The organism is Streptomyces sp. NBC_00385, from assembly GCF_035917155.1.
Taxonomy (GTDB): domain Bacteria; phylum Actinomycetota; class Actinomycetes; order Streptomycetales; family Streptomycetaceae; genus Streptomyces; species Streptomyces poriferorum.
This window is the reverse complement of sequence record NZ_CP107951.1, coordinates 3,926,317-3,951,312: the sequence shown is the minus strand read 5'-3', so window position 1 is coordinate 3,951,312 and position 24,996 is coordinate 3,926,317. Positions and strand designations below refer to the sequence as shown.

At 70.1% G+C, this 24,996-nt stretch carries 25 protein-coding genes; 12 read left to right on the top strand and 13 right to left on the bottom strand.

Translation table 11 applies throughout. The annotated features are described in order from the left end of the window. Positions 1 to 165 precede the first annotated feature (165 nt). From OG959_RS17450 to OG959_RS17410, 9 genes are all read right to left on the bottom strand, one after another. Positions 166 to 474 carry a hypothetical protein gene (locus tag OG959_RS17450; protein WP_072489575.1) on the bottom strand — a complete coding sequence of 103 codons (309 nt, stop codon included), beginning with the start codon at positions 472 to 474 and terminating at the stop codon, positions 166 to 168. A gap of 279 nt (positions 475 to 753) precedes the next feature. Next, complete coding sequence (locus OG959_RS17445) at positions 754 to 1,530, bottom strand: DUF402 domain-containing protein (protein ID WP_326659496.1); 777 nt, start codon at positions 1,528 to 1,530, stop codon at positions 754 to 756. Positions 1,531 to 1,582: 52 nt separating this feature from the next. Continuing rightward, entirely contained in the window at positions 1,583 to 2,209 is a 627-nt protein-coding gene (locus tag OG959_RS17440; protein WP_326659494.1) for a hypothetical protein, read from the bottom strand. 38 nt (positions 2,210 to 2,247) lie between these two features. Continuing rightward, positions 2,248 to 2,682 carry a DUF6892 domain-containing protein gene (locus OG959_RS17435; RefSeq protein ID WP_326659492.1) on the bottom strand — a complete coding sequence of 145 codons (435 nt, stop codon included), beginning with the start codon at positions 2,680 to 2,682 and terminating at the stop codon, positions 2,248 to 2,250. 50 nt (positions 2,683 to 2,732) lie between these two features. Continuing rightward, positions 2,733 to 3,413, bottom strand: coding sequence for a DUF5701 family protein (locus OG959_RS17430; protein ID WP_326659490.1), 681 nt, complete (start codon positions 3,411 to 3,413; stop codon positions 2,733 to 2,735). 94 nt (positions 3,414 to 3,507) lie between these two features. Next, positions 3,508 to 3,816, bottom strand: a complete 309-nt coding sequence (locus tag OG959_RS17425; RefSeq protein WP_326659488.1) for a hypothetical protein — start codon at positions 3,814 to 3,816, stop codon at positions 3,508 to 3,510. A gap of 161 nt (positions 3,817 to 3,977) precedes the next feature. Further along, positions 3,978 to 4,409: a hypothetical protein gene (locus OG959_RS17420; protein ID WP_326659486.1), complete on the bottom strand. Its 432-nt coding sequence runs from the start codon at positions 4,407 to 4,409 to the stop codon at positions 3,978 to 3,980. A 62-nt stretch (positions 4,410 to 4,471) separates the two neighbouring features. Next, on the bottom strand, positions 4,472 to 4,726 hold the full coding sequence (locus OG959_RS17415; protein ID WP_326659484.1) for a DUF397 domain-containing protein: 255 nt from the start codon (positions 4,724 to 4,726) through the stop codon (positions 4,472 to 4,474). Positions 4,727 to 4,786: 60 nt separating this feature from the next. After that, positions 4,787 to 6,697, bottom strand: coding sequence for a serine/threonine protein kinase (locus tag OG959_RS17410; RefSeq protein ID WP_326659482.1), 1,911 nt, complete (start codon positions 6,695 to 6,697; stop codon positions 4,787 to 4,789). Between the two features lie 270 nt (positions 6,698 to 6,967). On the opposite strand from OG959_RS17410, the gene OG959_RS17405 reads away from it, so the two are divergent. The 4 genes from OG959_RS17405 (at position 6,968) to OG959_RS17390 (ending at position 9,279) form a co-directional block, all read left to right on the top strand. After that, a complete protein-coding gene (locus OG959_RS17405) occupies positions 6,968 to 7,201 on the top strand; it encodes a DUF397 domain-containing protein (RefSeq protein ID WP_326659480.1) in 234 nt (77 codons plus the stop codon). Beyond that, positions 7,198 to 7,590: an AraC family transcriptional regulator gene (locus tag OG959_RS17400; protein WP_326659479.1), complete on the top strand. Its 393-nt coding sequence runs from the start codon at positions 7,198 to 7,200 to the stop codon at positions 7,588 to 7,590. Before OG959_RS17405 ends, OG959_RS17400 begins: the two co-directional genes overlap by 4 nt. Positions 7,591 to 7,844: 254 nt before the next feature. Further along, the gene (locus tag OG959_RS17395; protein WP_326666436.1) at positions 7,845 to 8,777 is read left to right on the top strand and encodes an alpha/beta hydrolase family protein; all 933 of its coding nucleotides are present in this window, start codon (positions 7,845 to 7,847) and stop codon (positions 8,775 to 8,777) included. Positions 8,778 to 8,862: 85 nt separating this feature from the next. Then, on the top strand, positions 8,863 to 9,279 hold the full coding sequence (locus OG959_RS17390) for a VOC family protein (RefSeq protein WP_326659477.1): 417 nt from the start codon (positions 8,863 to 8,865) through the stop codon (positions 9,277 to 9,279). 132 nt (positions 9,280 to 9,411) lie between these two features. Here the strand turns inward: OG959_RS17390 and OG959_RS17385 are convergent, their stop codons facing one another. Further along, positions 9,412 to 10,176 (bottom strand): DUF4232 domain-containing protein, encoded by a 765-nt coding sequence (locus tag OG959_RS17385; protein WP_326659475.1) that lies wholly within the window; start codon positions 10,174 to 10,176, stop codon positions 9,412 to 9,414. A gap of 284 nt (positions 10,177 to 10,460) precedes the next feature. Here OG959_RS17385 and OG959_RS17380 point away from each other — a divergent pair, with 284 nt between their 5' ends. Continuing rightward, complete coding sequence (locus OG959_RS17380) at positions 10,461 to 11,675, top strand: hypothetical protein (RefSeq protein ID WP_326659473.1); 1,215 nt, start codon at positions 10,461 to 10,463, stop codon at positions 11,673 to 11,675. Positions 11,676 to 11,705: 30 nt separating this feature from the next. Here the strand turns inward: OG959_RS17380 and OG959_RS17375 are convergent, their stop codons facing one another. Beyond that, positions 11,706 to 12,953 (bottom strand): low temperature requirement protein A, encoded by a 1,248-nt coding sequence (locus OG959_RS17375; RefSeq protein WP_326659471.1) that lies wholly within the window; start codon positions 12,951 to 12,953, stop codon positions 11,706 to 11,708. A gap of 213 nt (positions 12,954 to 13,166) precedes the next feature. On the opposite strand from OG959_RS17375, the gene OG959_RS17370 reads away from it, so the two are divergent. Next, on the top strand, positions 13,167 to 14,903 hold the full coding sequence (locus OG959_RS17370) for a hypothetical protein (RefSeq protein WP_326659469.1): 1,737 nt from the start codon (positions 13,167 to 13,169) through the stop codon (positions 14,901 to 14,903). Between the two features lie 474 nt (positions 14,904 to 15,377). Then, positions 15,378 to 15,875, top strand: a complete 498-nt coding sequence (locus tag OG959_RS17365; protein WP_326659467.1) for a peptidoglycan-binding domain-containing protein — start codon at positions 15,378 to 15,380, stop codon at positions 15,873 to 15,875. 295 nt (positions 15,876 to 16,170) lie between these two features. On the opposite strand, the gene OG959_RS17360 is transcribed toward OG959_RS17365, so the two are convergent. Further along, complete coding sequence (locus OG959_RS17360) at positions 16,171 to 18,099, bottom strand: lamin tail domain-containing protein (protein ID WP_326659465.1); 1,929 nt, start codon at positions 18,097 to 18,099, stop codon at positions 16,171 to 16,173. A gap of 376 nt (positions 18,100 to 18,475) precedes the next feature. Here OG959_RS17360 and OG959_RS17355 point away from each other — a divergent pair, with 376 nt between their 5' ends. The 5 genes from OG959_RS17355 to OG959_RS17340 all read left to right on the top strand — a co-directional run bounded on the left by OG959_RS17355 (position 18,476) and on the right by OG959_RS17340 (position 23,325). Beyond that, complete coding sequence (locus OG959_RS17355; protein ID WP_326659463.1) at positions 18,476 to 18,883, top strand: hypothetical protein; 408 nt, start codon at positions 18,476 to 18,478, stop codon at positions 18,881 to 18,883. Beyond that, entirely contained in the window at positions 18,880 to 20,679 is a 1,800-nt protein-coding gene (locus OG959_RS17350) for an alpha/beta hydrolase (protein WP_326659461.1), read from the top strand. The genes OG959_RS17355 and OG959_RS17350 overlap by 4 nt, the downstream gene beginning before the upstream one ends. Before the next feature lie 101 nt (positions 20,680 to 20,780). Then, a complete protein-coding gene (locus tag OG959_RS38715; RefSeq protein WP_442805586.1) occupies positions 20,781 to 21,236 on the top strand; it encodes a hypothetical protein in 456 nt (151 codons plus the stop codon). 96 nt (positions 21,237 to 21,332) lie between these two features. Beyond that, positions 21,333 to 22,325, top strand: coding sequence for a C40 family peptidase (locus OG959_RS17345; RefSeq protein ID WP_326659459.1), 993 nt, complete (start codon positions 21,333 to 21,335; stop codon positions 22,323 to 22,325). Positions 22,326 to 22,593: 268 nt separating this feature from the next. After that, entirely contained in the window at positions 22,594 to 23,325 is a 732-nt protein-coding gene (locus OG959_RS17340; RefSeq protein ID WP_326659457.1) for a phosphatase PAP2 family protein, read from the top strand. A gap of 73 nt (positions 23,326 to 23,398) precedes the next feature. Here the strand turns inward: OG959_RS17340 and OG959_RS17335 are convergent, their stop codons facing one another. Continuing rightward, positions 23,399 to 24,991, bottom strand: coding sequence for an FAD-binding oxidoreductase (locus OG959_RS17335; RefSeq protein WP_326659455.1), 1,593 nt, complete (start codon positions 24,989 to 24,991; stop codon positions 23,399 to 23,401). Positions 24,992 to 24,996 lie beyond the last annotated feature (5 nt).

Below are 24,996 nucleotides of genomic sequence, written 5' to 3'. Positions count from 1 at the left end.
TCAACCGTTGCCTGAATCGTGCCTCTGTACGACGGTAGCCGTGCTGCTTTCCGCGTGGACGCGGTGTGGTGACTCGACATCAGGGGGACGCAACCTCTGCCGGTGGGCACGACGGACGGATGGTGAGGGGTGGGCGGCGCTGCCCGGGCGGGGGTCGGCGGCCGGTTAGACGGCCATCCCGTAGACGATGGTGAACACGGTTCCTAGCGATCCGATGATGAACACACCGGTCAGGCCCGCGACGATCAGGCCCTTGCCCTGTTCCGCGCTGAACGTGTCGCGCAGGGCCGTCGCACCGATGCGCTGTTTCGCCGCGCCCCACACCGCGATGCCGAGGCAGAGCAGGATCGCGATCGCCATCACGACCTCGATCATCACGCGGGCCTCGTTGCCCAAGGTCCCGAACGGCCCCCAGTTCGGGGCGATTCCGCCGATGATGGTGGTGATGTCGCCCTTTTCAGCTGCCAGGATCATGTAAGTCACCGCCCCTGTTGGGTAGTTCGGTACCCGTGCCGCATGGCACGGGTCACCCTCTATCTTCGCTGATGAAACTGCTCTCGTACGACGACTTGGCGGCTCTCTTTACCCGGATCTCGTACATATGACCGGTCTGGCCGCCCTGACCTGCGGATCGAATCGGTGTGTGAGCGATTTGTGTCTGGTTACTCTGTGTATCACGGAGGGTGACGCCGGGCAATGATCGCCATCGCGCCACCCTGGCCGAGACCTGCGACGGGGGCCGAACCGCACCCATCAGGGGAGGTGCGGGGAGGTCGGGGTGGGCTTCGGTGTCAGAAGCGGGTGGCGGGGGACCGGTGGGCGGGGCGGGGTCCGCCAGGCCGGCGGCGGCCGGAAATCGCACCAGGACCCGTCGAAGGGAAAGGTTCCGGCCTCCGCGAGCCGGGCCACCCTGTTCCCCTCGGTCCTGATGGCCGTGGCCTCCTCCGCGTTCCAGTACGCGGGATGACCGGTCTTCTCGGCGAAGGAGTCCTCGTCCTTCCACTGCCAGGTCCGGTCCGGTGCCACGTTGATGTCGAGTTCGTGGTCGGCGATGTCGATGTCTTCGCCGCGGTGGACGCGGCGCTCCAGATTGACGTACCAGCCGCGGAACTTCTGTCTGCGGCCGAAGAGCCACAGGACGGAGTGCGCGGCACCCGTCGGCTGGTAGAAGAGTGCGCTGCCCATCGGCCACCGGCCGGCGACCACGGGGTAGCCCTCGGCGGGGCGCTCGTGCGGGGCGATGTCCCGCAGGTGTGTGGCGCCGCGCGGCAGGGCCGTGCACCACATCGGGGTGCCCGTCTCCATCCAGACGAGCTGGCCCTCGGGTGTGCGTTCGACGAGGCGCACGGGTACGGAGGCGCTCAGGTGGCCGCCTATGAAGAAGTTCCAGTGCAGGATCTGCCCCGGTTCATCGCTGAGGTGGGTGCTGACGCGGTCGCGTGCGTCGGCTCCCGCGTCGTCCGTTTCCGGGCCGGTTCTCGTCCCGGTGCCTGCGCCGTTGCCGACGGCGTCCCTCTTGCCCGTTTTCATGCAATTGATCATGCCCGCGGAGACGGCCCCGGACACGTGCCCGGCCACCTTGTCAGTGGCCTCCCCGGTTCTCCACGCACGGCCCCGTTCCCGGCTGTGGTTCGGCGTAGGCGCCGTGTACCTCGATGGTCAGTTCCTCCGCCGTGAGACGGCCGGACACGCACACGTCCCCTGTGTGGACGCTGTAGAGCCCGTCCCAGACGTAGACGCCGTGCTCCTTGCCGCAGCCCAGGTGTGCCAGTGCCGCCGTGATCCGCTTCTTGCTGACGTCGCCCTCCTTCCGGGCCTTCTCCAGTTCGTACCGGATGCGCTCCGCCGATGCCTCGCCCTTGGCGCGCTTGTCGGGGCTGAGTTCGCCCGACATGCGGTAGGCGTGGTTGTCGCCGTAGTTGGGCGGCCGGTCCTCGCTGTTTCCCTCGTTCGGCGTTCCGGTCGCGACGGTCGCCGTGGGCGTGGGCGTGGGAGAGGACGTCTGCTTCGGAGGAGCCTCGGTGGGCTGGGCGCACTTCGGCCTGGGGGTGAACGACGGTCGCGGCACGGCCGACTGGGCCTGCTGCTGCCCGGGCTGCCCGGGCTGCCCGGGCTGCTCGGTGCCGCACGCGCTCACGGTGAGAGCCAGGAGGATCGCTGCTGCGGCTGTTCGTCCGAGGTGTGCGGTGAGGCGTGTGGTGAGAGGCATGGCATGAGTCTCCGGGGCTGGTCGCGACGGCGGCTGGATCAGTCGGTGTCGATGCCCCGGGCCGCCAGCACCTCGTGGTCGAAGGCGGCGCCGATCCCGCAGTCGTCGACGCCCGAGATCAGCCGGAGGTTCGGGAGCAGGTCGAGGTCGTCGAGCGAGCCCACGTCGTAGAGGTCGTCCTCGCCGTCCCAGACCGGGGAGCACTCCTGGTACACCTCGAGCCCGCCGTCGAGGGTGAGCTCTTCGACCGTCGCGAGCAGCTCCGTGCTGATCTCCAGCGCCTCGAAGTGGGCGCGGGCCTCGGCGAGCACGGTGTGGGCGAGGTCGTTCTCGTACGCGTAACCCTGCGGGTCGTCGATTCCCTTCGCCTTCAGGCAGTCCGCGATACGAAATGCCGGAGTGAGGGTCTCGTCGGTGTACATGAGCTGCTCGATGACGAGGAGCTTGAAGTTGAAGTCGCGGAAGGCAGGCATGCGGTGAGCGTAGCGAGGGGCTGTGACAGCCGGTCCGGGTGGCTGCCGCGCTACGCGGCCGGGCGGTGGCGGCCCGTGGTGGAGCCGAAGCCCAGCCAGGTGTGCCGGTTGCCGGCCCAGCACCAGCCGGCCTTCGGTGCGTTGCGCCGCTCCCGGCCGTCGCGGCCGGTGCCGTTGCTGATCCAGAGCGCCGGTGTACGGGCGTCCAGGGCGCCGTTGGCCTTGCGCAGCCGGGATCCGATGGTCATGAAGCAGTGGTTCCGCTCCAGGGCGGCGGGCTGCTGCAGCACCCAGTGGATGCCCTCGGTGAGGAGCAGCGGGGTGCGGTCCTGCGCGGTGAGGGCGGGCAGTGCCTCGTCCGGGCTCCAGTTGGCCATGTGGTCGCCGCGGTCGACGCCGCTGAGGACGTAGAGCGGGGCGTCGGGGACCGCGACCGTGTCGAGCGGGGTGAAGAGGTCGACGTCAGGCATGTCGACGACGACGAAGCCCGGCTTGTCGTCGCGGCGGAGCAGCGGCGCGAGAGAGGAGGCGGGCGCCCGGTCCGGGTGGACGGCGAGCAGGCCGCCGCCTTCTCCGCCTTCGGACTCGGCCGCCTTGGCGAACTCACGGATCCCGCCGGCCGACAGGCCGGCGATCTCGTGCACCCCGAGCTCGATCAGCGTCTCGGCCTGCGTACTCAGGGGCGGAAGGGCGGGGAGCGCTGCGGCGGTGACGGGGGCGGGCTCGGGCACGTTGCTCCTCGGGCGGCTGCGGATGGTGAGGTGTACGACCGCCGCCGTAACGAGGGGGGGCCCGGCGGAACGTTCCCTTCACCTTTGCTGCCGCTCAGGCCCGGCGGGCGGATGGCCGCGGCAGCACTTCGCCCCACGGGCGCACCAGGCCGATGGTCAGGAGGGCCGGCAACTCGGTGGCCGCGCTCAGGAACAGCATCCACACCTTCGCGCCCGGGGTTTCGAAGCCCGCGAACCCCTCGGCCGTGTAGCCGGCCGGGAAGCCGAGGACGAGCGCGATGCGCCAGAGGCCGGCCGGAAGGACCACGAGGGCGGCCAGGTGTGCGGAGCGGACGGTCCAACGAGGGGCGGACGAGGCGAGGGCGGCATCGGTCGGGGAGTGGGCGCGTTGTGTCGGTCGCATGACGTCAGCCTGTCGTGCGTATCCAACCGTCTCATCGGTCCGCAAGGTGAGTTCGGTGCCCGTGCGGGGAGGAGGCGAGGCCCCGGATGCCTCCGCCGTCCGGCGGAGCGGCGGTCGTCCCGCTGCATGTGGCTCCGCGCCGTCCGGCCGGGTGGCGGTCCTCAGTCCTCGAAGTCCCGGGCCAGTTCGTCCCACGGCAGGCTGCGCAGGCCTGCGGGGGCGTTGTCGTTCGTCGGGGGGTCCGCGGTGGCCTGGAACCAGATGACGACGAGCGCGGAGAAGTACCAACCGGAGTCATGGGCGGGGTCGATCTCGCCCGAGTCGAACGCGCCGATGCAGGCGACGGCCGGCAGGTCCTCGATCGGCTCGTCGCGGTGGGTGGTCCCGCCCCGAGCTGTGACCTCGGGGGGTATGAGGTGGACGGGCCGGCCGGGGTAGGAGCTTTCGGCGGTGCGCAGGAGGTGGGCGATGATCCGCTCGTTGACCTGTTTCGTCGGAACACCCTCGATGAGACCGCCGTAGGTCGAGCGCAGCCGTAATTCGGTGAGGGCGATGCCGCGGCGCGGCGAGAGGGTGAGGTGGCTCAGAGGCATGGATGGACGGTACAGCCGGGTCCCGCTCTGTACGAGTGACCGACGGTAGCGGGGATAAGGGCTCAGCCGGTGACGGAGTGGTCGGACTCGCCCGCCCGGACGCCGTTCGCGAACGCCTCCCACTTGGCCCGGGTCGTCGTGACGACGTTCGCGGGGTCGCTGGTCCCGCGCAGGTGGACGAGGTCGTCGCCCTCGCCGAAGGCGATCTCGGTCCAGGGGCCTGGGCCGGGTTCGTCCTCGGGGGCGGCGCGGGTCCAGGTGAGGGCGCAGGTTCCGCGGGAACTCGCCGAGCGCCGGCGGGGGCCGTACCTCGTCACGCTTTACACGGAGAGCTGGGGCGGCTGCCCGATGCGCGGCGGGCTGCCCGCCCACTGGCCTCAGGTGCGGGTGAAGATGTACGGGACGCCGCGTTGGGTGAGGACCCGCAGGCGGTCCTTCCCGGCGGGGCGGATGTCGAAGGTGCTGTGGCCGTGACAGATGCCGATGTCCGGTGCGGTAGGCCGTGTGACGGCGCCGAAGATCCTGTCCGGGGTGGCCTCGGTGACTCCGGCAGACCACGTACACGAGCGTGCGCCTTCACCGCCGGTAAATTCGAACACGGCTCCAGGCCTGAGATCATTGATGGAGAGCCCCATCGACGGCGTCGTGTCCGACGTTCTCCATGTCCCCTTGTATGTGCGCAGGAGTTCTTCGTCCGCATACGCCGAGGTGTCCTTGCGCAGGTCGGCAGTGGCACCTTCGGTGCGCCACTCCAATACGTCGCCGTTGAGCGTGAGCATTTGGGTGTACGGCAAGCAGGACAAGTTGTCGGGGTCGTCTTCCTCGGTGGGTGGGCTCACCTTGTCCAGCTCCACGAGTGCCTGCCCGCTCACGACGTGCAATTCGCTGACATGACCCAGGCAGACCTGTTCGGGGTACTGCAGGATCAAGTCCGCTATGTTTCCCGTTGGCGGATTTCCGCTGGTGATTGTGAAGTTGACGAACTGGACACCTCCCGTTTGTGTCCTGCCCGACGCCTTGCCCGACCAGGTCCCCACGAAGGCGGCGCTGTTGAGGGCGCGAGGGGAGGCCGAAGCCGTCTGCTTCGGCTTCCGGTCGTTGTGCCCGGCCGTGTTGTTTCCGTCGCTCAGCATCGGCGCGAGCGCCACGCCCGCGCCGATGAGCACGAGCAGTCCCGTGGCGAGCGCGAGCCTTCGCCGGATCTTGGGGTTGCGCGGGCGTCGTGCCGACTCGTCGGGTGTCTTCCCTCCTTCCCGTGGTTCCGGACCGGATGTCGTCCGCGGCCTCCGGTCCGGGTGCACCGCCGTTTCGGTTGAGGGCTCCGTCCGCCCCTGCGGCAGCGGCAGGGGCAGCGGCGCCGGCTCGGTCGCAGGTGCGGGGACGTACTGGGTCGGGCGAGGGTCAGCTCGGGAGCCGATCGAGGCGAGCAGTTCGGCGGGAAGCCAGGCGGGGCGGGTATCGGGGGCCCAGGGTTCGGTGTCCGTCGCGATGTCCTGCGTCGCGGGTCTGTCGCGAGGGTCCTTCCGAAGGCAGTTCCGTACCAGCTCCACCAGGAGTGACGGCAGGCCGGTCAGGTCCGCTTCCTCCTCGGCGATGCGGAACATCAGCGCGTGGGCTCCGCTGTCCAGGGCGCCGAAGGGGGTCCGTCCGGTGGCCGCGTAATGGAGGACCGCGCCCAGGCAGAAGACGTCCGAGGCCGGGGTGAGGCGCCGCTCGCCGCGGACCTGTTCCGGCGACATGAAGCCCGGCGATCCGATCACGGCACCGGTCCGCGTCAGGAAACCGTCGACGGGCGTCTCCACGGCGCGGGCGATCCCGAAGTCGATGACGCGCGGCCCGTCGACGGTGAGCAGGACGTTGGACGGCTTCAGATCGCGGTGGACCAGGCCGGCCCCGTGAACGTCGCCGAGTGCTCGGGCGAGCCCGTTGGCGAGAGCGAGGACCGATTCCACGGGCAGTGGGCCGTGTTCCCCGGCCGACACCACGGTGTGGAGGTCGGGGCCCGGTACGTAGCCGATGACGACCCAGGGCGTCGGGCACTCCGTGTCGGCGTCGAGGACGGGTGCGGTCCATGTTCCGCCGACCTTCCGGGCGGACTCGACCTCCTGGGCGAACCGCCGCCGGAACTCGGGGCTGTGCGCGAAGCCGTCGTGTACCACCTTGATGGCGACGGTACGTCCGGCCTCGGAACGGGCCAGGTACACCCGCCCCATCCCGCCGGCCCCGAGCCTGCCGATGAGTCGGTACGGCCCGATCTCTGAAGGGTCCCCAGGTAATAACGTGTCCACGTCACGACCGTAAGGCACCCATGATCGGACGTCAGCCGGTCGGCCGGACAGCTGGTGGCCAGAGTCCGGCGAAGTGGTCGAACTCGCCCGCCCGGACGCCCTTTCGCGAACGCCTCCCACTTGGCCCGGGTCGTCGTGACGACGTTCTCGGGGTCGCTGGTCCCGCGCAGGTGGACGAGGTCGTCGTCCTCGTCGAAGGTGATCTCGGTTCAGGGGCCTGGGCCGGGTTCGTCCTCGGGGGCGGCGCGGGTCCGGGTGGGGGCGTCAGCCATGGAGGCGCTCCTCCGCCTTCGCCAAGGGCCTGTGAAAGGAGCCACGATGCACCGGCACACCTGGCAGAAGTCGTCGTACTGCGCACAGGGCGGAGCCTGCGTTCACGTGGGCACCGGCCGACGAGGATCAAGAGGCCTGACCGAATCGGGCGACCCCGCCGGCGCGATACTCCGCAGCGAACGCCTCCGGGGCGCACACCTGCGCGGCCACCTGCGCGGGGCCGTGCGGTGAGCCGCGCCTCGGAGGAGTCCAACCGCCGCATGCTGCGGGTCAGGGACGCGATGGACCGGGCGTACGCCCATCCGCTCGACGTACCGGCGCTCGCCCGGCTCGCCCATGTGTCCGAGGCGCACTTCTCGCGCACCTTCCGGGTCACGTTCGGCGAGACGCCGCACCGCTATCTGCAGCGGCGCCGCGTCGAGCGGGCGATGTTCCTGCTGCGGGAGACCGACCGGAGTGTGACGGACATCTGCTTCGAGGTCGGGTTCGGCAGTGCGGGGACGTTCAGCCGGACGTTCCGGGAGATCGTCGGCCGGTCGCCGAGGGCGTACCGGAAGGAGGCGGTGGTCACGGGTGTCCCTACCTGTTTCACGATGGCTTGGACGCGGCCGAGCGCCTGATCGGGGCTTGATCGGGGCGTTGGCCGGGGCGCGCTCTCCTCGCTCGATTGACAAAGCGGAGCAGTGTTCCGGATACTAAATGGAGCGACGTTCCGTTTTTGTTGGCCGAGCCGACACGGGACGCCCCTGACCACCGTGTCCGCCGCTGGTCGAACGAGACCAGGGGCGGCAGGTGCCACTTCAAGGGAGCCCTCATCGTGAGCACGTCCTCGTCCTCGTCCACATCCGTATCCACCGGCGCCGGGTCCGAGGGGTTGGGCGCGCCCGCCCCGGTCCTGTCCTTCAGCCCCGTGACCCTCGCCGTGCCCGGCCGCCCCGTGGATCTCCAGGTGCGCGTCTCCGCACCCGCGACCGGAACCGCACTGCCGGTCCTCCTCCTCTCCCACGGCCACGGCCCCTCGAACAACCTCTCCTCGCTCAACGGCTACGCCCCGCTGGCCGGCTTCTGGGCCGCCCACGGGTTCGTCGTCCTCCAGCCCACCCATCTCACCTCCAGGACACTGAGCCACCTGGTCTCCGACGCCCCCGGAGCCCCCGACTTCTGGCGTTCCCGTGCCGAGGACATGACGCACATCCTCGACCGGCTCGACGTGATCGAGAGCACCGTGCCGCAGCTCGCCGGGCGGATCGACCGCAGCAGCATCGCCCTCGCCGGACACTCGCTCGGCGGCTTCACCGCGGCCCTGCTGCTGGGTGCCGGGCTCACCGACCCCGCCACCGGGGACGTGGTGCACCTCGTCGAGCCCCGGATCAAGGCCGGCGTCCTGCTCGCCGCGCCCGGCAGGGGCGGCGAGGTATTCAACGGGCCCATGGCCGGGCAGTGGCCGATCATCGGTGGCGTCGACTTCTCCACCATGACCGCACCCGCTCTGGTCGTCGCGGGGGACAAGGACGACTCCCGGCACTTCACGGACATGGGGCCGGAGTGGCACGCCGACCCCTACACCCTCGCCCCCGGGCCCAAGGACCTGCTCACCCTGTTCGACGCGGAGCACGGGCTCGGCGGGATCGCCGGATACGACGCCGCCGAGACCACCGACGAGAGCCCCGCGCGCGTGGCCGCCCTCGCCCGGCTCACCGCGGCCTACCTCCGGACCCGGCTCCACCCCGGCGATCCGGCGTGGCGGACCACGTCCGAGGCGCTGACGACCGGCCCCGGCACGGTGGGACGGATCGTGTCCAAGTAGGCCGCTGCTCCCCGCTGCCGAGGCCTGCGCCGATTGAGCAGTTCCGGATAAGTTTTCGCGGCGCCGGCGTCGTAGCGTGAACGTCATGTTCAACGCCATCACGCACTCGCAGATGTACGTCCTCGACCAGGACGAGGCCCTCGACTTCTACGTCGGCAAGCTCGGGCTGGAAGTGGCCGCCGATGTCGACCTGGGGTTCATGCGCTGGCTGGCCGTCAGCGTCCCGGGCCATCCGGAACGTCAGATCCTCCTGGAGAAGCCGGGCGCTCCGGCGATGTCCGAGGAGACGGCGGCGCAGGTCCGCGACCTGGTGACGAAGGGCGCGATGGGCGGCTGGGTCATCCTCACCACGGACGACTGCCGCAAGACGTACGAGACGCTGCGCGCCCAGGGCGTCGAGTTCATCGAGAAGCCCACCGAGCGTCCCTACGGTACGGACTGCGGTCTCCGCGACCCGTTCGGCAACCGCATCCGCTTCACGCAGCCGAAGACGGCCGGCTGACGGGGGCCCCGGCCGCCCCGGTTTTCCCGGTCTCCCCGGTCACGCCGGTCTCCTGACGGAACGACCGAGCCTCCTGACGGGCCGCCGTTGAGGCGTTCGTCAGGAGGCTCGCGGGGGTGGGCTCCGGCCGGGTCAGGACTTCGAGTCGGCCTGCTTCATCGAGCTCACCGCATCGGCGATCGTGCCGCTGTACAGGCCCAGCTTCGGGTCGAGGACCTTCACGTCGGGGCCGAGCGGGAAGTTGAGCTGCTCCGCGTTGGGCATGTGGTCGCCGTCGGCCAGCACGTTCAGCTCGTTGATCCAGGTCAGGGCGGTGTCCGCGCCGCTCGGGTTGAGGTCGATCACCGCGATGGCGGCGGTCTTCGGCTTGACCGGGTAGGCGGGGGCGCCGCCCAGGCCGCCCGGGACCAGCGGGGTGACGTCACCGCTGTGGTCCTGGGCGCTCGCGCTGCCCAGGCTGACCCGCGGGAAGTAGCTCAGACCGCACGCGTTCGCGCCGGTGTTGTTGACCTCGATCACCTGCTGGGTGGCCGAGCCCTCACGGGCGTACACGCGCACCGACAGGTCCTCGCTCTTGCACGGGTGCTTGTAGGCGTAACCGTCGCTGGTGTCGCCGCCGGTGGTCGTGCCGGTCTTGGCGGTGCCGCTCTTGGACGTGCCCGTGCTGGAGGTGACCTTCTCCGCGGATCCACCGGTCGTCGTGGTGTCCGAGGAGCCGCCGGAGCCTGACTGCTGCGAGGCGCCCGCCGAGGCGGCGCTCTTCGCGGCGTTGTCCGCCGGACCGGCCGACTTGGTGCCGCCGCCGTCCCCACCGCAGGCGGTGAGGGCCAGAGCGAGCACGGCGGTGACGGCTGCGCCGAGGGTGGCGGTGCGCTTGCGGGAGTGGATCGTACGCATGTGAGTTCCCCGAGTGTGTGGCGGTCGAGTGTGGAGGTGCTGCCGAGGCCCGGAACTTGCGGCGAACCGCTCCCCCTCCTGACCTGCTGACATGTGAAGCTTCCCGCCCGCTGCTCATGTTCTGCTAACGCCTCCCTGACGTCCCGCTGACGCCCCCCGGATGGCGGCAGCCACCCTCGTACGGTCCGGGCGGCGGCGCCCTGGTCGGTACGCTCATCCGTAACCCCGGTGATGTGGCCCACGTCACGCGTGACTTCCGCGGTGTGATCACCGTTAGATGTGATGTGCCCAAGCCTGCCTTTTCGGACGAGACCGCCGCAGTGCCGCCTCCGCCACCAGCGCCCCTGCCGTTTCTGCTGACGCCACGACAGGGGGAAGCGGCGCGTGAGCTCCTCTCGTACGTGAGCCGACTGCCGCTGACCACCGTCGATGCGCAACTGCTCGCCGTCGTGGTGGGGATCCGGGCCGCGCGGGCCGGGGTCGGGAACCTCACGGGCACGGACCTGCGGTCGCTGCGGCTGGACCATCCGGAGCAGGCGGTGGGCGAACTGGCCGCCGCCGGGTGGCAGGTGCCCGCCTCGCTGCTCGACGGGGATCCGGACAAGCCGGCCGCGATCATCGTGCCGGAGATGACGCCGGGCCCGGACCACGTGCTGCCCCTGGGCAAGGGCACGCGGTCGAAGGTCTCGGGATGGGCCATGCGTACGCGCATGGCCAAGCCGGTCAAGAAGGCCTCGCCGGCCGCGCGGCTCGCCGCGCTGTTCCTCGCCGCGTACTGCACCGACGAACTCCTCGGCGAGGCACCCGAAGAGCTGCCCGTCGCCTGCTACCCGGCCGTGCCCGTCCTCATCGAGAAGGGGTTCCTGGCCGAGATCTCCGGGCGGACCTACCGGCTCGGCCCGGCGGTCAGGCACCTCGCCGGCCTGTTCCGTACCCCTGAGGAGGTCGCGGAGCTCGCGGCCGATGAGGCGGCGCGCAGGGCGGTGCGGGAGGCGGCGGCCGCCGCCGAACTCGATGAGGTCACCCCGGCCCAGTGGGCGGAGTGGAAGTCCGGGATCAGCCCGGCGCTGTTGCGGCACGTGGAGGCGGTGGAGCAGTGCACGCTGTGCCGGCCTTCCTTCGGACGCGTCGCGAAGGCGTTCATGTCCGCACCCTCGCCCGTCCCCGCGCCGCGGCCCGCCGCGAGCGACTACGGCACGTGGCGGGAAGCGCATCCCGAGTGCGGCCGGGAGGCGGCCGAGTTCACCGTGGCCTTCCGCACGGAGCACGGACACGGGCCTTCGTACGGACAGTTGTGCAAGGGGCTGGGCTGGAAGAAGCTCTCGCGCTCGCTGCGCGGCCTCGTCGTGAGCGGGATCGTCTCCGACGGCTGGCTGACCGAGACCTCTCCGGTGCCGTGGACCCTGCGCCCCGGGAAGGCCGCCCAGGCACAGGGGATCGTGCTGCCGGGACAGTCGGGACAGGCGGGACAGCCGGCGAAGGCGCGCAGTACGGGCTGAGGCGCGCAGTACGGGCCAGCCGCGCCGGGCTCAGGAAGTCGGCGGCGTGAGTGGGGCCTCGGAGGCCGGCGGAGTGCCTTTGTCCGTGTCACCGCGTGCGGTGCTCCGCGCGGAAAGGACCAGCGTCGCGGCGATGAGGAGCGCCGTGATGATGCCGGTGACGAGGACCGGCGACGGCGCAAACGTGGCGGCCAGGACGGCGAGGACCGCGACGGGGTGGAGTACGTCGGCCGCGCGGCGCAGGCCACCGTCGCGGTGGTGCAGCAGCCACACGAGGGTCACGAAGACGGCGACCGGGATGGTGTAGACCGCCGCCGCGGCCCGGTCGGAGAGGTGTCCGTGGCCGGTCGTGTGAGCCACGTTGACCGCGAGACCCGCGCCGACCGCCGCCGCGGACGCGAAGACCAGGTAGTGGCCGTAGCCCCACAGGAGTGCCGTGCGCAGGGTGGTGAGCCGGTCGTGCACGCGCGCACTGCGCGCGAAGTAGAGCCACCACAGGGCGAAGACGGTCAGAATGCCGCCGACGACCAGGGCGGCGAGGTCGCCGAGTGCCGTGTGGGAGTCGAGCGCGGCGTGTACGGCTCCGGTGGCGGCGGTGATGGACTCGCCCAGCACGATCAGGGTGAACAGGCCGTACCGCTCGGCGATGTGGTGCGGGTGCCAGGTGGTGGTGGCCGAGCGTTCCGCCCAGGCGGGTACGGCGATCTCGGCCAGGACCAGGATGCCGAAGGTGACGAGGCCGGTGTCCTCGGGCAGCGTCAGACGTACGACCCAGCCGACCTGTACGACGAAGATCCCCACGGCGTAGCGCAGGCAGGTGGCACGCCGCTCGGGGTCGGACCGGGCGGCCCGCAGCCATTGGGTGACCATGGCGAGTCGCATGATCACGTAGCCCCAGGTGATGACCGTGAAGTCCTCGTGCTGCAGAGCCTGTGACGCCCCGGCGGCGAGGACGAGGGCGCCGGTGATCTGGACCAGGGTGAGCAGCCGGTAGGGCACGTCGTCGGTGTCGTAGGCGGAGGCGAACCAGGTGAAGTTCATCCAGGCCCACCAGATCGCGAAGAACACCATCGCGTAGCCGAGGACGCCGTGGCCGATGTGTCCCTCCGCGAGTTCGTGCTCGAACGCCGTCGCCGCCTGGGCCACGGCCGTGACGAAGCAGAGGTCGAAGAACAGCTCCAGCATGGTCGCGGTGCGGTGCTGTTCGTCGGAGAGGCGGGCGACCATGGGCCGGTGCCAGGAGGCGGGGGAGAGCGGGGAGGGTTGCGAATGGCTCATGGGGGCGCATTCTTCCTGTGTTCCGGCCGGGAGGGTGCATGGCGAGAGGGCTGCGGCGAGGGCGACCGGTAGTGAGGTAATCCGCTGGCGCGGTGGTCGGGGTCCTGCCAGACTCCGCCGCATGACGTACGGAATCGAGAACCACCCCACCCGTTGAGCGCCCCGGAAGAGCGCGGAGCGCTCACTTCCCGGTCCTCGCTGTACCTGTGCGCGGTGTCCGTCCAACAGGCCGAGCCCGAAGGGCCGTGGTCCCTGGAGTACGCGACACCGCCCGATCGCCCGGGGCCGAGGAATCGAGCCCGTCGTGGCTGGCCGCAGACCCGGGACGAGCTGACCGACATGCTCACCCCGCTGCTGGTGGATCCGGACGCCGCCTCGGCCGCGGAGGCACTGCAACGGCGCTTGGCCGCGATGGATCCGCCCGTCCGGCACCACAGCATCCACCTGATCGTGAGCGGGCTCCCGCTGGAGAACGAGGCACGGGCGCGTGCGCTCGCGCGGTGCCTGGTCCGTACGGGACGGAGCGTCCAGTCCGTATGCGTCGGGCTCGCTCTGCTGATCCGGCTCGGTGAGCCGCAGGACGTGCCGAACCTCGAGACGCTGGGGCTGCTGCGGGATCTCGTGCGTCCCGTCATCCACACACTCGACACCATCGACAGGCGGACCGCGGCCCTGATCCACCTGAGGAATCGGGCCGGGAAGCCCGAACTGGGCCGGCTGCGCGGTGCACTCGACGCAGGGGATGACGCCGATGTGCGGGAGCGGCTGGTCGCGTTGCCGCGGACGATCGGGCCGGAGGACGCCAGGCGGGCGGCGGAGGCCGCGGAGCTGGTGCGGTTGCTGGAGCTCGACGAGGCGGTCGCGGGGCCTTCGGGGCGGGCCGGCGCGCCGCATGTGCGGGCACCCGAACTGGTCGCTCAAGCAGCCTGGTTGCTGTTCCAGATGACCTGTGTGCGTGATTCGAGTCCCGAAATCCTCTCCTACCGGGAAGCCGTTCGCGCGTACGAGTCGTTGGCGCGGGGTGCCGCCCGTCACCTGGCGCCCACCCTTGACCACTACGCCTTGCTCCTTTCAGCGGCCCAGGAGCTCTCCAGCGGGGCCGGTGTGCTGCACGACTGGGGCGGGCCGGGGCGTCGGGAGGCGGTGGTCTCGGAGCTGCTCGCCGTCCTGGACCGGCCCGCATGGCGGACGGCAGTGGACCGGGAAGGGGTGCCCGGGAGCGTGCGGCGGCGCACCGAATGGGCGCGGCGGGCCCGGCGGCAGTTGGCGCGCGGCCCGGCCGGACCGGTGGAGGGGCTGCGGATCGAGGTCGCCGAACGTGATCCCCTCGAACCGGGCACCGTCGAGGCCCGCATCGTGGCCGACGGCCGCCCCCTGGTGCCGGCGGTGTTCGGGCGGGGGGCCGTGCACAGCCCGGAGTGGCTGCTGGACAGCGGCCGGTTGCGGGCGACGGAGGAGCCGCGGGAGGTGGAGCTCGCGGAGGCGTACTGCTCCGAGGGCTGTTGCGGAGCGCTGTACGTCACGATCCGTCGGGTCGGCGGCGAGGTGGTGTGGTCCGACTGGCGGTGCCCGCCCCCGCCGCCGTCCGCGCTGCACGTGCGTGAGATTCCGGAACTCCGCTTCGATGCGGCCGCGTACGACGCCGAGATCCGTCGTGCCGAGAACGACCACACATGGACCTGGCCGGCCCGCAAGGCCGCCCGGCTGATCGTCGCAGGCCTGCGTGACCGGCCGGAGCTGCTCACTCGCTGGGGCGTGGAACTGAGCTGGGCCGGGACGGCGTTCAATGACATGGACCAGACCGTGTTGAGCCTGCGGTACGCGGGGGAGGACGGCTCGGCGACGTACTTCATGTGGCGCATCCAGGAGGACGGAACCCTGCCCGAGGACCGTGCGGCCGACGCGTTGCGCCGGCTGGCGTCGGAGGACCCGAGGACGTACGGGGCGTAGCGGGGCTGTCCCCTGACGGTTCGTGGCCGGTCCGCTTCCGGTCCGTGGCCGGTCTGCCAGCGGGTTCGTGGCCGGTCCACCGTTCGATCGCTCTGCGTGCGGATGTGATGCGTCAGGGCGTCCGGGGGTGGCAGCTGAGCACCGCTGACTGACGGCGTCGGTACGGCCGGGCTAGCCCCGCTGCTGCCGCCCGTAACCGTTCGTGATGCCTGTTCATGACGCTTTCACCGTTGTGTCACAAGGGTTCGTGTTGTGACACAAGGGTCCGAGCGACCTTCACGGCGTTGCCGAGGGGTGGCTAGCGTCCGTGTGCAAGGTCATCGGGGGATGAGCCACGGTGGGCTGCCGCGGCGTCGTGAACCGGGCGATCGTCGTGGGCATTGCTGACTCGGCTGGTATCGCCCCCACGACAGGTGCCCGGGACGCTCATGGTCCGTCCTCGGTGAAAAATCCGAAGAGAAAGGAGGCACGTGCATGCGTGCCATTTCGCGCAGGTTGCAGGTCCTGGTCACGGCCACGGCGGTGACCGCCGCGTCGCTGTCGCTCGCCGTCGCCACGGGTTCCTCCGCGCAAGCGGCCGTCGCGGCGTGCAACACCACCTCGCTGCGCTACACCGGGAACTACGAGTACGTCAGGGTGCCGGCCCGCTCGGGCAGCGGTGTCAGCTGCAACCTGAAACTGGGACAGGGATCCACGTCCGCGGTCAAGGCTCTGCAGGACGCGATCGTGACCTGCTACTCCGCAAGTGCGGCTGCCAAGCTGATCCAGAACAGTGGGGGCGTCGACGGCTCTTACGGGCCGGGGACGGTGAAGGCCGTCAAGTCCCTTCAGAAGTACCAGCTGCACTTCACGGGGAGCAACATCGACGGTGTCTTCGGGCCGAAGACGCGGGGCGCCATGATGTGGCAGGTGCTTGGGAGCAAGGGTGCTCCGTTCTACCCCTGGATGTGCAAGAACCCGACGCAGGTATGACGAGCGCCGGAGGCCGGCAGTCCCCCGCGTGGGACGTTGCCCGCGCGGGGCAGCCCGGTGATGCCGGTCCGTTCCGGATCACGGGGACCGGGCCCGGCGCTCGGGGCAGGCGGCCCCGGCCGGGCGTGATGCTCGGTCCCCGCCGTGGGGGCGGGGACCGAGTACGGGGCGGCGCGTCGAAGTTCCTTCTGCTCGGCGGTGGGCTCGGGCCCGTTGCCGCGTCCACAGGGTTCCATCGACGTGTGCCCTATCGCCTACGTCCAGGACCGGCCGGCGGCGGGACCGGACGGCGGGATCAGCAGGGGAAGGAGCCGCTGTAGAGGGCGTGTCCGTAGGAGGAGCTTCCGGAACCGAAGCCGTAGACGCCGTCGTCGCTCCAGACCGCCTCACGGAAGCCGTTGACGCAGGTCGACGTCGGAGCCAGCGCGAAGCCTTCCAGGTTGTCCGTCGGCATGACGGCCGGATTCGTGTAGGTCACGTCCGGCACGATCGCGCCCGAGGTGTTGACCTTCATGAAGGTGTGCGTCTCACCGCAGGTGTTGTCGCAGGTCGCTACGAGACGCTGGGTGCCGGCGTCGAACATCACGTCCATCACGGAGCCCTTGCCGGTCGTGACCGTGCCGAACGTGGTGAACGTGCCGTCGGAGTTCAGACCGTAGACGTGCAGCGAGCCGTCCCACTCCAGACCGGCGAAGAACAGACCCGCACCATGCAGCGGGTAGTTCGACGGGTTGTACACGGAGCCGGTGCGCGGGTCGACCCAGCTGTTGCCGGTCAGCCAGCTGTCGGGCACGTAGCCGACGCCCTCGAAGCCGAGGTTGGCGTCGTCCTTGCTGCCGGTGTCGAGTTGCGGGAACTGCGAGGTCATGTCCCACTGGTGAACCGGCGTCAGGGTCGACCCGGAGGCCGCCGGGTCGAATTCCAGGATCGTGTCCTTGGGCTTCTTGTTGTCGGCGTTGTCGCGCTCGGACGTCACGTAGATGTGGCCGTTGCCGCCGACGGTCAGGCCCTCGGCGTCCGGCTCGCCGGAGCCGCCCGCGAAGCGGATCTGCTTGCCGGTCGCGCTCCAGGAGGTGTCCGGGATCCACTTGCCGTTGCTCTTGACCAGCTTGTACAGCCAGTTCTTGTTCTTGGCGGCCCACAGCACCGACGGATTCGCCGGGTCGAACGCCAGGCCGCTCAGATCCCGGCCTTCCGGGCCGGTCGATGTGGTGAACGCGCAGACGTTGTCCGCGATCGTGACGTCCAGCCCGCCCGGCCATGCCGACGTGCCCGCCGGGGTGGAACCCGTGCCGCTGGGCGCCTCGGGGGTGCAGCCGCTGGTGAGGGAGCCGCCGCCGCCCAGCAGGTGGCCGCCCGGCTGGGGATCGCCGTCGCCGTCGCCGTCGCCGTCGCCCTCGCCGTCGCCCTCGCCTTCGCCCGAGCAGGAGTTCGGGCCGCCGGGGGTTGCGGTCGTGGCGGTCCGGAACCGGCCGGTGCCGTTGGCGCAGCGCTCGTCCGACGGCTTGGCCCCGTCGGTTGCCCAGGTCACCGAGTCGATGGTGTTGCCGCTGCTGTCGACCAGGAGGACCGAGTCGTTGTCGCCCAGCCCGATGGCGGAGTTGAACGTGATGTAGCCGCCGGCGGGAATGCTGGTCGCGCTCGGTGAGGAGGACGAGACGGACACGGGGGAATGGGAGGAGTCGCTGTCCACGTACTTCCAGGACCCGACGCCGACCGCGCTCGTTCCGCCGTTGTACAGCTCAACGGTGTCGGAGCCGTCCGAGGTGACCTCGTTGATCCGCACCCGGCTCGCCGCCGGGACCGACGACGGGCAGCCCGCCGCGTTCGGGGCGCCGAACGTGGACGCCGAGGTGCCGGTCACCCACGCCCCGGTGCCGTCGCCGCCGCACCGCGCCATGGCCGGCTTCGCCCGGTCGGTCGCCCACGCGACCTGGTCGACCATCGTGCCGCCGGCCGTGTAGATCACCAGCTTGTCGGAATCGCCCAGCCCCTTGGGTGAGTTGAACGTGACGGCGCCGCCGGCGGGGATCGTGGCGGCGGACGGGCTGAACGACTGCGGCGAGAGGCTGTCGTCCGACATCTTCCAGCCGCTGATGCTCACCGCGGTCGGACCGGTGTTGTACAGCTCCACCGTGTCGTTGCCCGACGAGGTGACTTCGTTGATCCGGACGTTCGGATAGCCGGGCGGGTCCGCGGCAGCCGCGGGCTGAGCGGCAGCCATTGAGGTGAGGAGCAGTCCTGAAAGCGTCAGAGCCGCGGCGCATACGGAGGCGACGCCGGCACGCGAGTGTGAGGTAGGCACGAGTCGCCACTCTGGTGACAGGATCTTGAAACGGCGTGTACACCAGCTGAACGCCGCCTGCTGGCCGTCGGAACGTCCGGCTCGCTCCGGCAGCGCCGGTGCGGCGTGCAGCGGGGGCGGCACGCGCGCGGGAGGTGACGGGTCCACCGTTCGGGTGATCTCCGAGCGATGCGACCGGCGGAGGGGGCCCCGGCGGGCCGGGGAATCCCGCTCGTCCCGGCCTTCGTACGTGTGTCGGCGCGGCGTGTCGTACCTGCGGGGTTTGGGACAGTCCGCTCCACGATCAAGGAGCGGGGTGAGTGGTGTGACCGTGGTGGGACAGCCCGGTGGGCGGCAGAGACTGAGTGACCTGGCCGGTGGCACGGGTCCGGGGACCGGCGGGGACCAGCTGAGGCACAGCGACGGGGCGTGGTTGCGGGCTGCCGGGGGCGCGGAGGGGATGGGAGTGCACCTCGGCCCGGTGAGGACGGAGCTGGCGACCGCGCACGAGGGGCTGCTCGCGGGGACGGTCGGCCTGAGTGCGCTGGCGGAACTGGGTGCCGTACGCGAGTCGTGGGAGCGGCGCTTCGAAACGGCGCGCCGTGAGTGCGGCGCGCTGGCCGGCAACCTTCGGGCGGTCGCCCGGGCGCAGGGTGAGACGAACGAGACCGTGAAGTCGTCCTTCGCCCCCGTGGCGCGGCGGACGCGGGGGGTCGAGCGATGACCGCCGGGACGTCCGGCCTGACCTGGGCGCAGTTACGGGACCTGAACTGCTCCGAGCTGGAGGGCGCGGCCGACGGCTGGGGCAAGGCGAGCAATCGGGCCGATGCCGGGCGGGACCGGATCGAGAAGCAGCTGCTGAACGGACTGCGCGAGACGCAGCAGGGCGCGGCGGCGGACGCGGCGGTGGGGAGGCTGCGGCAGCTGAGCCGGAACCTTCAGTACGTGTACACGGAGTGCGGCCTCGTCCGTACGACGCTGAACAGCCTGGCGCACGAGATGAAGGCTCAGCAGCGGGTGTTGCGCGAGGCGTTGGAGGATGCGCAGGCGCTGAGGTTCACCGTGCACGCGGACGGGTCGGTGACGTATCCGGAGGCGGGGGAGGGCCTGGTCGACGGGAAGCCGTTGGCGGGCGGAACGGCGTCGGCGAAGGGTGCGCCGGGGCTGCTGCCGCCGTCGGGGCTGGTGGCCCCGAACCCCAACACGGCCAAGGCGCAGGACATCGCGGACCGGGTGGCGAAAGCGGTCCGGACGGCGGCCGAGGTCGACTGGCGGTTCGCCAGGATCCTGCGGAAGCTCAAGGCCGAGGAGGGCCTGAGGGTCCCGGACCGGACGTGGACGGACGCGGCGGGCGACGCGGCGGTGGTCCGGGACGTGGCTGGGGGGTACCTGAGGTCGCGCATCCCCTACGACGCGAGTCCGGCGGCGCGGCGGGAGTGGTGGGCGGGCCTGACGGACGAACAGCGCGAGGAGTACCTCGCGGTGTACCCGGACCAGATCGGCAACCTGGACGGCATCCCGGCCCTGGTCCGCGACACGGCCAACCGCGACAACCTGCAGTTGCTGATCGGCAAGCTGGAGGGGCGGGACGGGGAGCGGGCGGAGACGCAGTTGGCGGGGCTGCGGGAAATCGATCGGCAGTTGCAGGCGGGGCGGCAGCCGCCTATGTATTTGCTTGGCATCGGTGACGAGGGGAACGGTCGCGCGATCGTTTCTTACGGGAATCCGGATACGGCGCGGAATGTTTCGGCTTATGTGCCGGGGTTGAATACGTCGTTGGATGCGGATTTTGCGAAGAATGACCTTAAGCGGGCATTGGACACCGCCAAGGGCGTCAGTAAGTACGACCACTCGAATGCCTCGATTGTTTGGCTGGGCTATGACGCCCCCCAGTCACCAGATGGTCTTGGCAGTCTGGATGTAATGGGAAATGAAAAAGCTGTCAAGGGCGGGAATTCGTTCCACCAGTTCATGGGTGGCCTGTCGGCTACCAATGAGAATGATGATCCGCACATTACGGCTATTGGGCACTCATATGGATCCCGCACGGTAGGCGCTGCCACACAGCACGGCGGTGGTATTCCAGGAGTTGACGACATCGTCCTGGTTGGGAGCCCGGGAGTTGGCGTAGATCGTGCTGAGGATCTCGGCGTAGGCAGGGATCACGTTTTCGTTGGTGCAGCAGAAAATGATGTCGTGACCAAGCTTCCTTCGAAGCAGCAGAGCGCAGTCGGTGTTGCTGTTCTAGCCGCTACTGGGCCTGTAGGTGCGCACATCCTTGGAGGGGTGGCTGATCAAGATGACGACGACCTCTGGTTTGGGAGAGACCCGGCAAGTGGGGCATTCGGCGCCAGGCGCTTTCCAGTGAACGAGGGGCCGCAGGTCATCGGGAGTAATGGGGTATCCATCGATGCGCACTCTCAATATTTCGACCCGAAACGTGATGCCATGTCTTCGGACAGTATCGCTTTGATTGCTGCTGGACGGGCTGACAAGGTTAAGACGGAGGAGCCACGTTGAAGGTCAGGGTTTCGGTTGCAGTCGGAGTGCTGCTCCTGTGGGGGTCGCTAGTGGGATGCGAACATGGATCGGGGAAGTCTGACGGGGATGGGAGCGCCAAGATGAACATGCAGGATGCCGCAGATCGGGCAGATAGAATTCTTGATGCTGTCCTCGCGGAGGTTAAACCCGCGGTCCAATGGGCGCACGGTCCGACCAGTTCAGGGAGCTGTGATGTATCGCGAATGCGTGTCGTTATGACGATTGTTTCCGAACAGCGGCGCGGTAGCCTCCTGGGGGTAGTAGATCGATTTTGGCGTAAGAGCGGGTATAGGATCAAAGCGATTAACAACGACGGTGACGTGCCCGCGATCTATGCGCAGACAAACGACGGATTCGGCGTAACGCTGAGCGTCGGAGGGCAAGGGCAAGCCTTCTTCGAAGTAGACAGCCCCTGCGTGGAGGAGTCCGCCGTGGCCGAGTCAACCGCAGCGCCCAACGGTCCGTCCTACGACGGGGTCTACCCCCTTCCCCGCCCCAACGTCCACTCCGACTTCTGGTCCACCGGCGCATCCTGATGGCCCATCAGTGACCCCAATGACTCGTACACACCGTCGAAAACACCCATGAACCCCCCACCGATAGGGGATGGTTGAGGGGTGCGGAAATACTGGATGGCAGGTGGGATCGGCGTCGGCTTCGCCATGCTCTTCGTGGCGCTGCTCGTCGTCGGTACGTACTCCGCCGCCGCCGGCCTCACGGGCGGCGGCGGTGGGGCCGTGGCGTTGGCCAAGGGGGCTGTGCCGGCCAAGTACCAGCCTCTGGTGCAGAAGTGGGGCAACCTCTGCCCTGCCATCAACCCCGCCCTCCTCGCCGCCCAGCTCTACCAGGAGAGCGGCTGGAATCCGCGTGCGCAGAGTCCGGCCGCAGCCCAGGGCATCGCGCAGTTCATCCCGGGAACCTGGGCCTCGCACGGGCTCGACGGGGACAACGACGGGGACCGGGACGTCTGGGATCCGGCCGATGCGATTCCGTCCGCCGCCTCGTACGACTGCGAGCTGGCCGGGTACGTGAAGAAGGTGCCGGGGGACCCGACCGACAACATGCTGGCCGCCTACAACGCAGGTGCGTACCGGGTCATCAAGTCCGGCGGGGTCCCCGCCATCGCGGAGACCCAGAACTACGTCAAGATCATCCGGACCCTGGAGAAGAGCTTCGCCCGGCCCGTCGGGCGGGTGCAGCCGTCTCAGCAGGCCGCGGGTGCCATCTACTTCGCCCAGAAGAAGCTCGGTACGAAGTACCTGTGGGGCGGCAACGGCACTCCGGAGCAGGGCGGCCGGTTCGACTGTTCGGGGCTGACCCAGGCCGCGTACCGGACCGTCGACATCGAGCTGCCACGTGTGGCGAACGATCAGTACAACGCCGGGCCGCACCCCTCGCGCGACGAGCTGCTCCCCGGGGATCTGGTGTTCTTCTCCGACGATCTCAGCAACTCGCGGGCCATTCACCACGTCGGTCTGTACGTCGGGGGCGGGTACATGATCAACGCCCCGTACACCGGTGCCGTCATCCGGTTCGACAAGATCGACACACCCGACTACTTCGGTGCGACCCGCGTCACCAAGGACGGTGCCGCGGCCCTCCCGACCGCTCAGCCGGCGGCCTGACGTGGGGGCGTCGGTGGCCGGAACTCTCTGTGAAGCCTGGGCCCTGAGCTGCGACGATGAGTCACTCTTCGATAACGTCATGGTGATCATTCGGTAGAGAGTGGAACGTACGCACGGGACGCGTCGTTCTCTGGTTGGACCGGGGCCGCAGCCACTGACCTAGCGTCGCCCCGACGCACGTAAGTGACCGAACCGAATACGGGGGTTCGTCATAGCGGCGCACATGGGTGTGTGCCGCAGCAGCAGACAAGGCAAGGGGCCGCGGCAGATGGCTGGACTCGCACTGGATGGGTCGAACCCCGATGTCAGCCTGCTCTACGACATCAACGGGCTCGCGAAGTCCGCTCCCACCTGGTTCGACCGGGTCATGGAGTTCGTCGGTGAGTACGGAATCATGCTCGGTATGGTCCTGGTGGTCCTGTGGTGCTGGTGGAGCGTCCGCCGGCGCGGCACGGCCGAGGATTCGGTGAGCGCGGTCGCCGGGCTCGTCTGGGCACCGCTCGCGGCCGGGATCGCCCTCCTGATCAACATCCCGATCCGTGGATTCGTGGAACGGCCGCGTCCGTTCAAGGACCACCAGGGCCTCGACGTCCTGGTGGACGGGAAGAACGACTTCTCCTTCGTCAGTGATCACGCCACCATGGCGATGGCCCTGGGCGTCGGGCTCTTCGTGGCGAACCGGAAGTTCGGCATCGCGGCGATCGCGCTCGCCCTGCTGGAAGGGTTCTGCCGGATCTACATGGGTGTTCACTACCCGACCGACGTCATCGGCGGCTTCGCGCTCGGCACCGCCGCCGCGCTGCTCCTCGCGCCGCTCGCCATGATGCTGCTCACCCCCCTGGTGGGCGCCGTCGCGCGGTCGGGCCGGCTGGGCAGGCTGGTCAGGTCGCGCAGCCCGCTCGCGGCGGCGGCCGGGGACGGTGGCGAGGCGCTCGGGATCCCCGAGCCGCGGCCCGGTTCGGGCGGTGGCTCGGAAGGCGAGAAAGGGCTGGCCGCCTGAGGGCTGTCCCGCCAGGAATTGCGGGACAGCCCTTGGCGTGGAGGGTGAGGGGCGGTCAGCCGGAGGCCGCGCGTCACAGTGATTGCGGGTACGTGAAGAACCCCTCCGGGTCGTACTGCTTCTTCACCTCGCCGAGCCGGGCCAGCGCAGAGCCGTAGTAGGCCGAGCGCCAGTCCGTCAGGGCCGGGTCCGCGTAGTTCTGGTAGGCCGCCCCCGAGGCGTAAGGGCGCAGCGCGGCATGGGTGTCTTTCAGCCACTTCTGCTGAGCGGTGCCGGCCGTCCCCGTGCGCCACGCCCCGATGTACTGGGCCAGCACCCGCGAACCGCGGTGGACGAACGCGGTGGACCGCGGGTCGATCCGGTTGATCGCGCCGCCCAGGGCGGTGAGGGCGACCGAGCCGCCGCCGCCCTGGTCCTCGGGGATCCGGGTGAAGGCCTCGGTCCGGTCGAGGAGGGTCTGGACGCCGCCCGGGGGCAGGGAGCGGTCGTAGAAGTCGGACGCCGCCGCGTACGTCTCGCGCTGGAGCGAACCCTGCGGATCGCGGCCCGGTGTGGTGCCGGGCAAGTGGCACTGGGCGTCCGTGATGCCGGAGCAGCCCGCGTACACGAGCATCGCCTCCTGGTAGCTGCGGCGGCGCAGCGAGACGGAGGACGCGGAGGCACCGATCCGGTCGGCGAGGCGGTCGACGGCGTTCTGCAGGTCGCCGTACGTGCCGAGACTGAACGCCGACACCGACACGGTCGGGTTGCCGCCGGCCGGGCCCGCCGCGACGTGTGCGGCGGACCAGATCTCGTCCGGCTGGTCCGGGCCCCACTCCTGCCAGGCCGTCACCACGGCCCGGGCGCGCGACCACGGCCACGACATGTACGCGGCGACGGTCTGCGGCGCGGGGCGGGTACGGAAGCGGAGCTCGGTGACGACGCCGAAGTTGCCGTTGCCCGCGCCGCGCAGCGCCCAGAACAGGTCGGGATGGTGCTTGGCGTCGGTGGTGAGCGTCCTGCCGTCGGCGGTGACGAGCGTCGCGCCCGTGAGGCTGTCGCACGTCAGACCGTACGCGCGCGAGGCGACGCCGTGACCGCCGCCGAGGGTCAGGCCGGAGATGCCGACCGTGGGGCAGGAGCCGCCGGGGACGGTCAGGCCGTGCGCGGCGAGGCCCTGGTAGACGTCGAGGAGCCGGGCTCCCGCGCCGATCGTGCCGTTCCGGTCGACGCCGTTGAGTGACGAGACGTCAACGACCAGCCGTCCGTTGCCGCTCGACCAGCCGCCGTAGGAGTGGCCGCCGCTGCGGATGGCGACGGGTACGGCGCTGCGCCGGGCGAAGGCCAGGCACTCGCGGATGTCCGCCTCGTGCCGGACGTAGGCGACCGCGGCCGGTTCCTGGCCGTCGTAGCGGGTGTTGTAGAGCTGACGGGCGGTCGGGTAGGCCGCGTCGTCGGGGCGCACGAGGGAACCGGCGAGGCTCTTGGCCAGGGCCGGCCAGTCCGCCGGAACGGCCGGTGAGGTCGGCGACGGTGCGGCGGGGGAACCGGTCGTGGCCGTCGACGTGGCCGGGGTGGGGCCGGCGGCCGGGGGGCCGGGGCTCGTGCCGTCGCACGCGGCGGTGGCGGCGGTGAGTACGGCCGCGGCGCCGGCGGTCAGGACGGTGCGCCGGTTCGGCAGGGGCATCGGAC

Coding starts and splice junctions, on each gene's coding strand:
- OG959_RS17450 (WP_072489575.1), bottom strand. CDS start 474: ATGATCCTGGCAGCTGAAAAGGGCGACATCACCACCATCATCGGCGGA.
- OG959_RS17445 (WP_326659496.1), bottom strand. CDS start 1,530: ATGAAAACGGGCAAGAGGGACGCCGTCGGCAACGGCGCAGGCACCGGG.
- OG959_RS17440 (WP_326659494.1), bottom strand. CDS start 2,209: ATGCCTCTCACCACACGCCTCACCGCACACCTCGGACGAACAGCCGCA.
- OG959_RS17435 (WP_326659492.1), bottom strand. CDS start 2,682: ATGCCTGCCTTCCGCGACTTCAACTTCAAGCTCCTCGTCATCGAGCAG.
- OG959_RS17425 (WP_326659488.1), bottom strand. CDS start 3,816: ATGCGACCGACACAACGCGCCCACTCCCCGACCGATGCCGCCCTCGCC.
- OG959_RS17420 (WP_326659486.1), bottom strand. CDS start 4,409: ATGCCTCTGAGCCACCTCACCCTCTCGCCGCGCCGCGGCATCGCCCTC.
- OG959_RS17405 (WP_326659480.1), top strand. CDS start 6,968: ATGGAGGCGCTCCTCCGCCTTCGCCAAGGGCCTGTGAAAGGAGCCACG.
- OG959_RS17390 (WP_326659477.1), top strand. CDS start 8,863: ATGTTCAACGCCATCACGCACTCGCAGATGTACGTCCTCGACCAGGAC.
- OG959_RS17385 (WP_326659475.1), bottom strand. CDS start 10,176: ATGCGTACGATCCACTCCCGCAAGCGCACCGCCACCCTCGGCGCAGCC.
- OG959_RS17375 (WP_326659471.1), bottom strand. CDS start 12,953: ATGAGCCATTCGCAACCCTCCCCGCTCTCCCCCGCCTCCTGGCACCGG.
- OG959_RS17365 (WP_326659467.1), top strand. CDS start 15,378: ATGCGTGCCATTTCGCGCAGGTTGCAGGTCCTGGTCACGGCCACGGCG.
- OG959_RS17360 (WP_326659465.1), bottom strand. CDS start 18,099: ATGGCTGCCGCTCAGCCCGCGGCTGCCGCGGACCCGCCCGGCTATCCG.
- OG959_RS17350 (WP_326659461.1), top strand. CDS start 18,880: ATGACCGCCGGGACGTCCGGCCTGACCTGGGCGCAGTTACGGGACCTG.
- OG959_RS38715 (WP_442805586.1), top strand. CDS start 20,781: ATGAACATGCAGGATGCCGCAGATCGGGCAGATAGAATTCTTGATGCT.
- OG959_RS17345 (WP_326659459.1), top strand. CDS start 21,333: ATGGCAGGTGGGATCGGCGTCGGCTTCGCCATGCTCTTCGTGGCGCTG.
- OG959_RS17340 (WP_326659457.1), top strand. CDS start 22,594: ATGGCTGGACTCGCACTGGATGGGTCGAACCCCGATGTCAGCCTGCTC.
- OG959_RS17335 (WP_326659455.1), bottom strand. CDS start 24,991: ATGCCCCTGCCGAACCGGCGCACCGTCCTGACCGCCGGCGCCGCGGCC.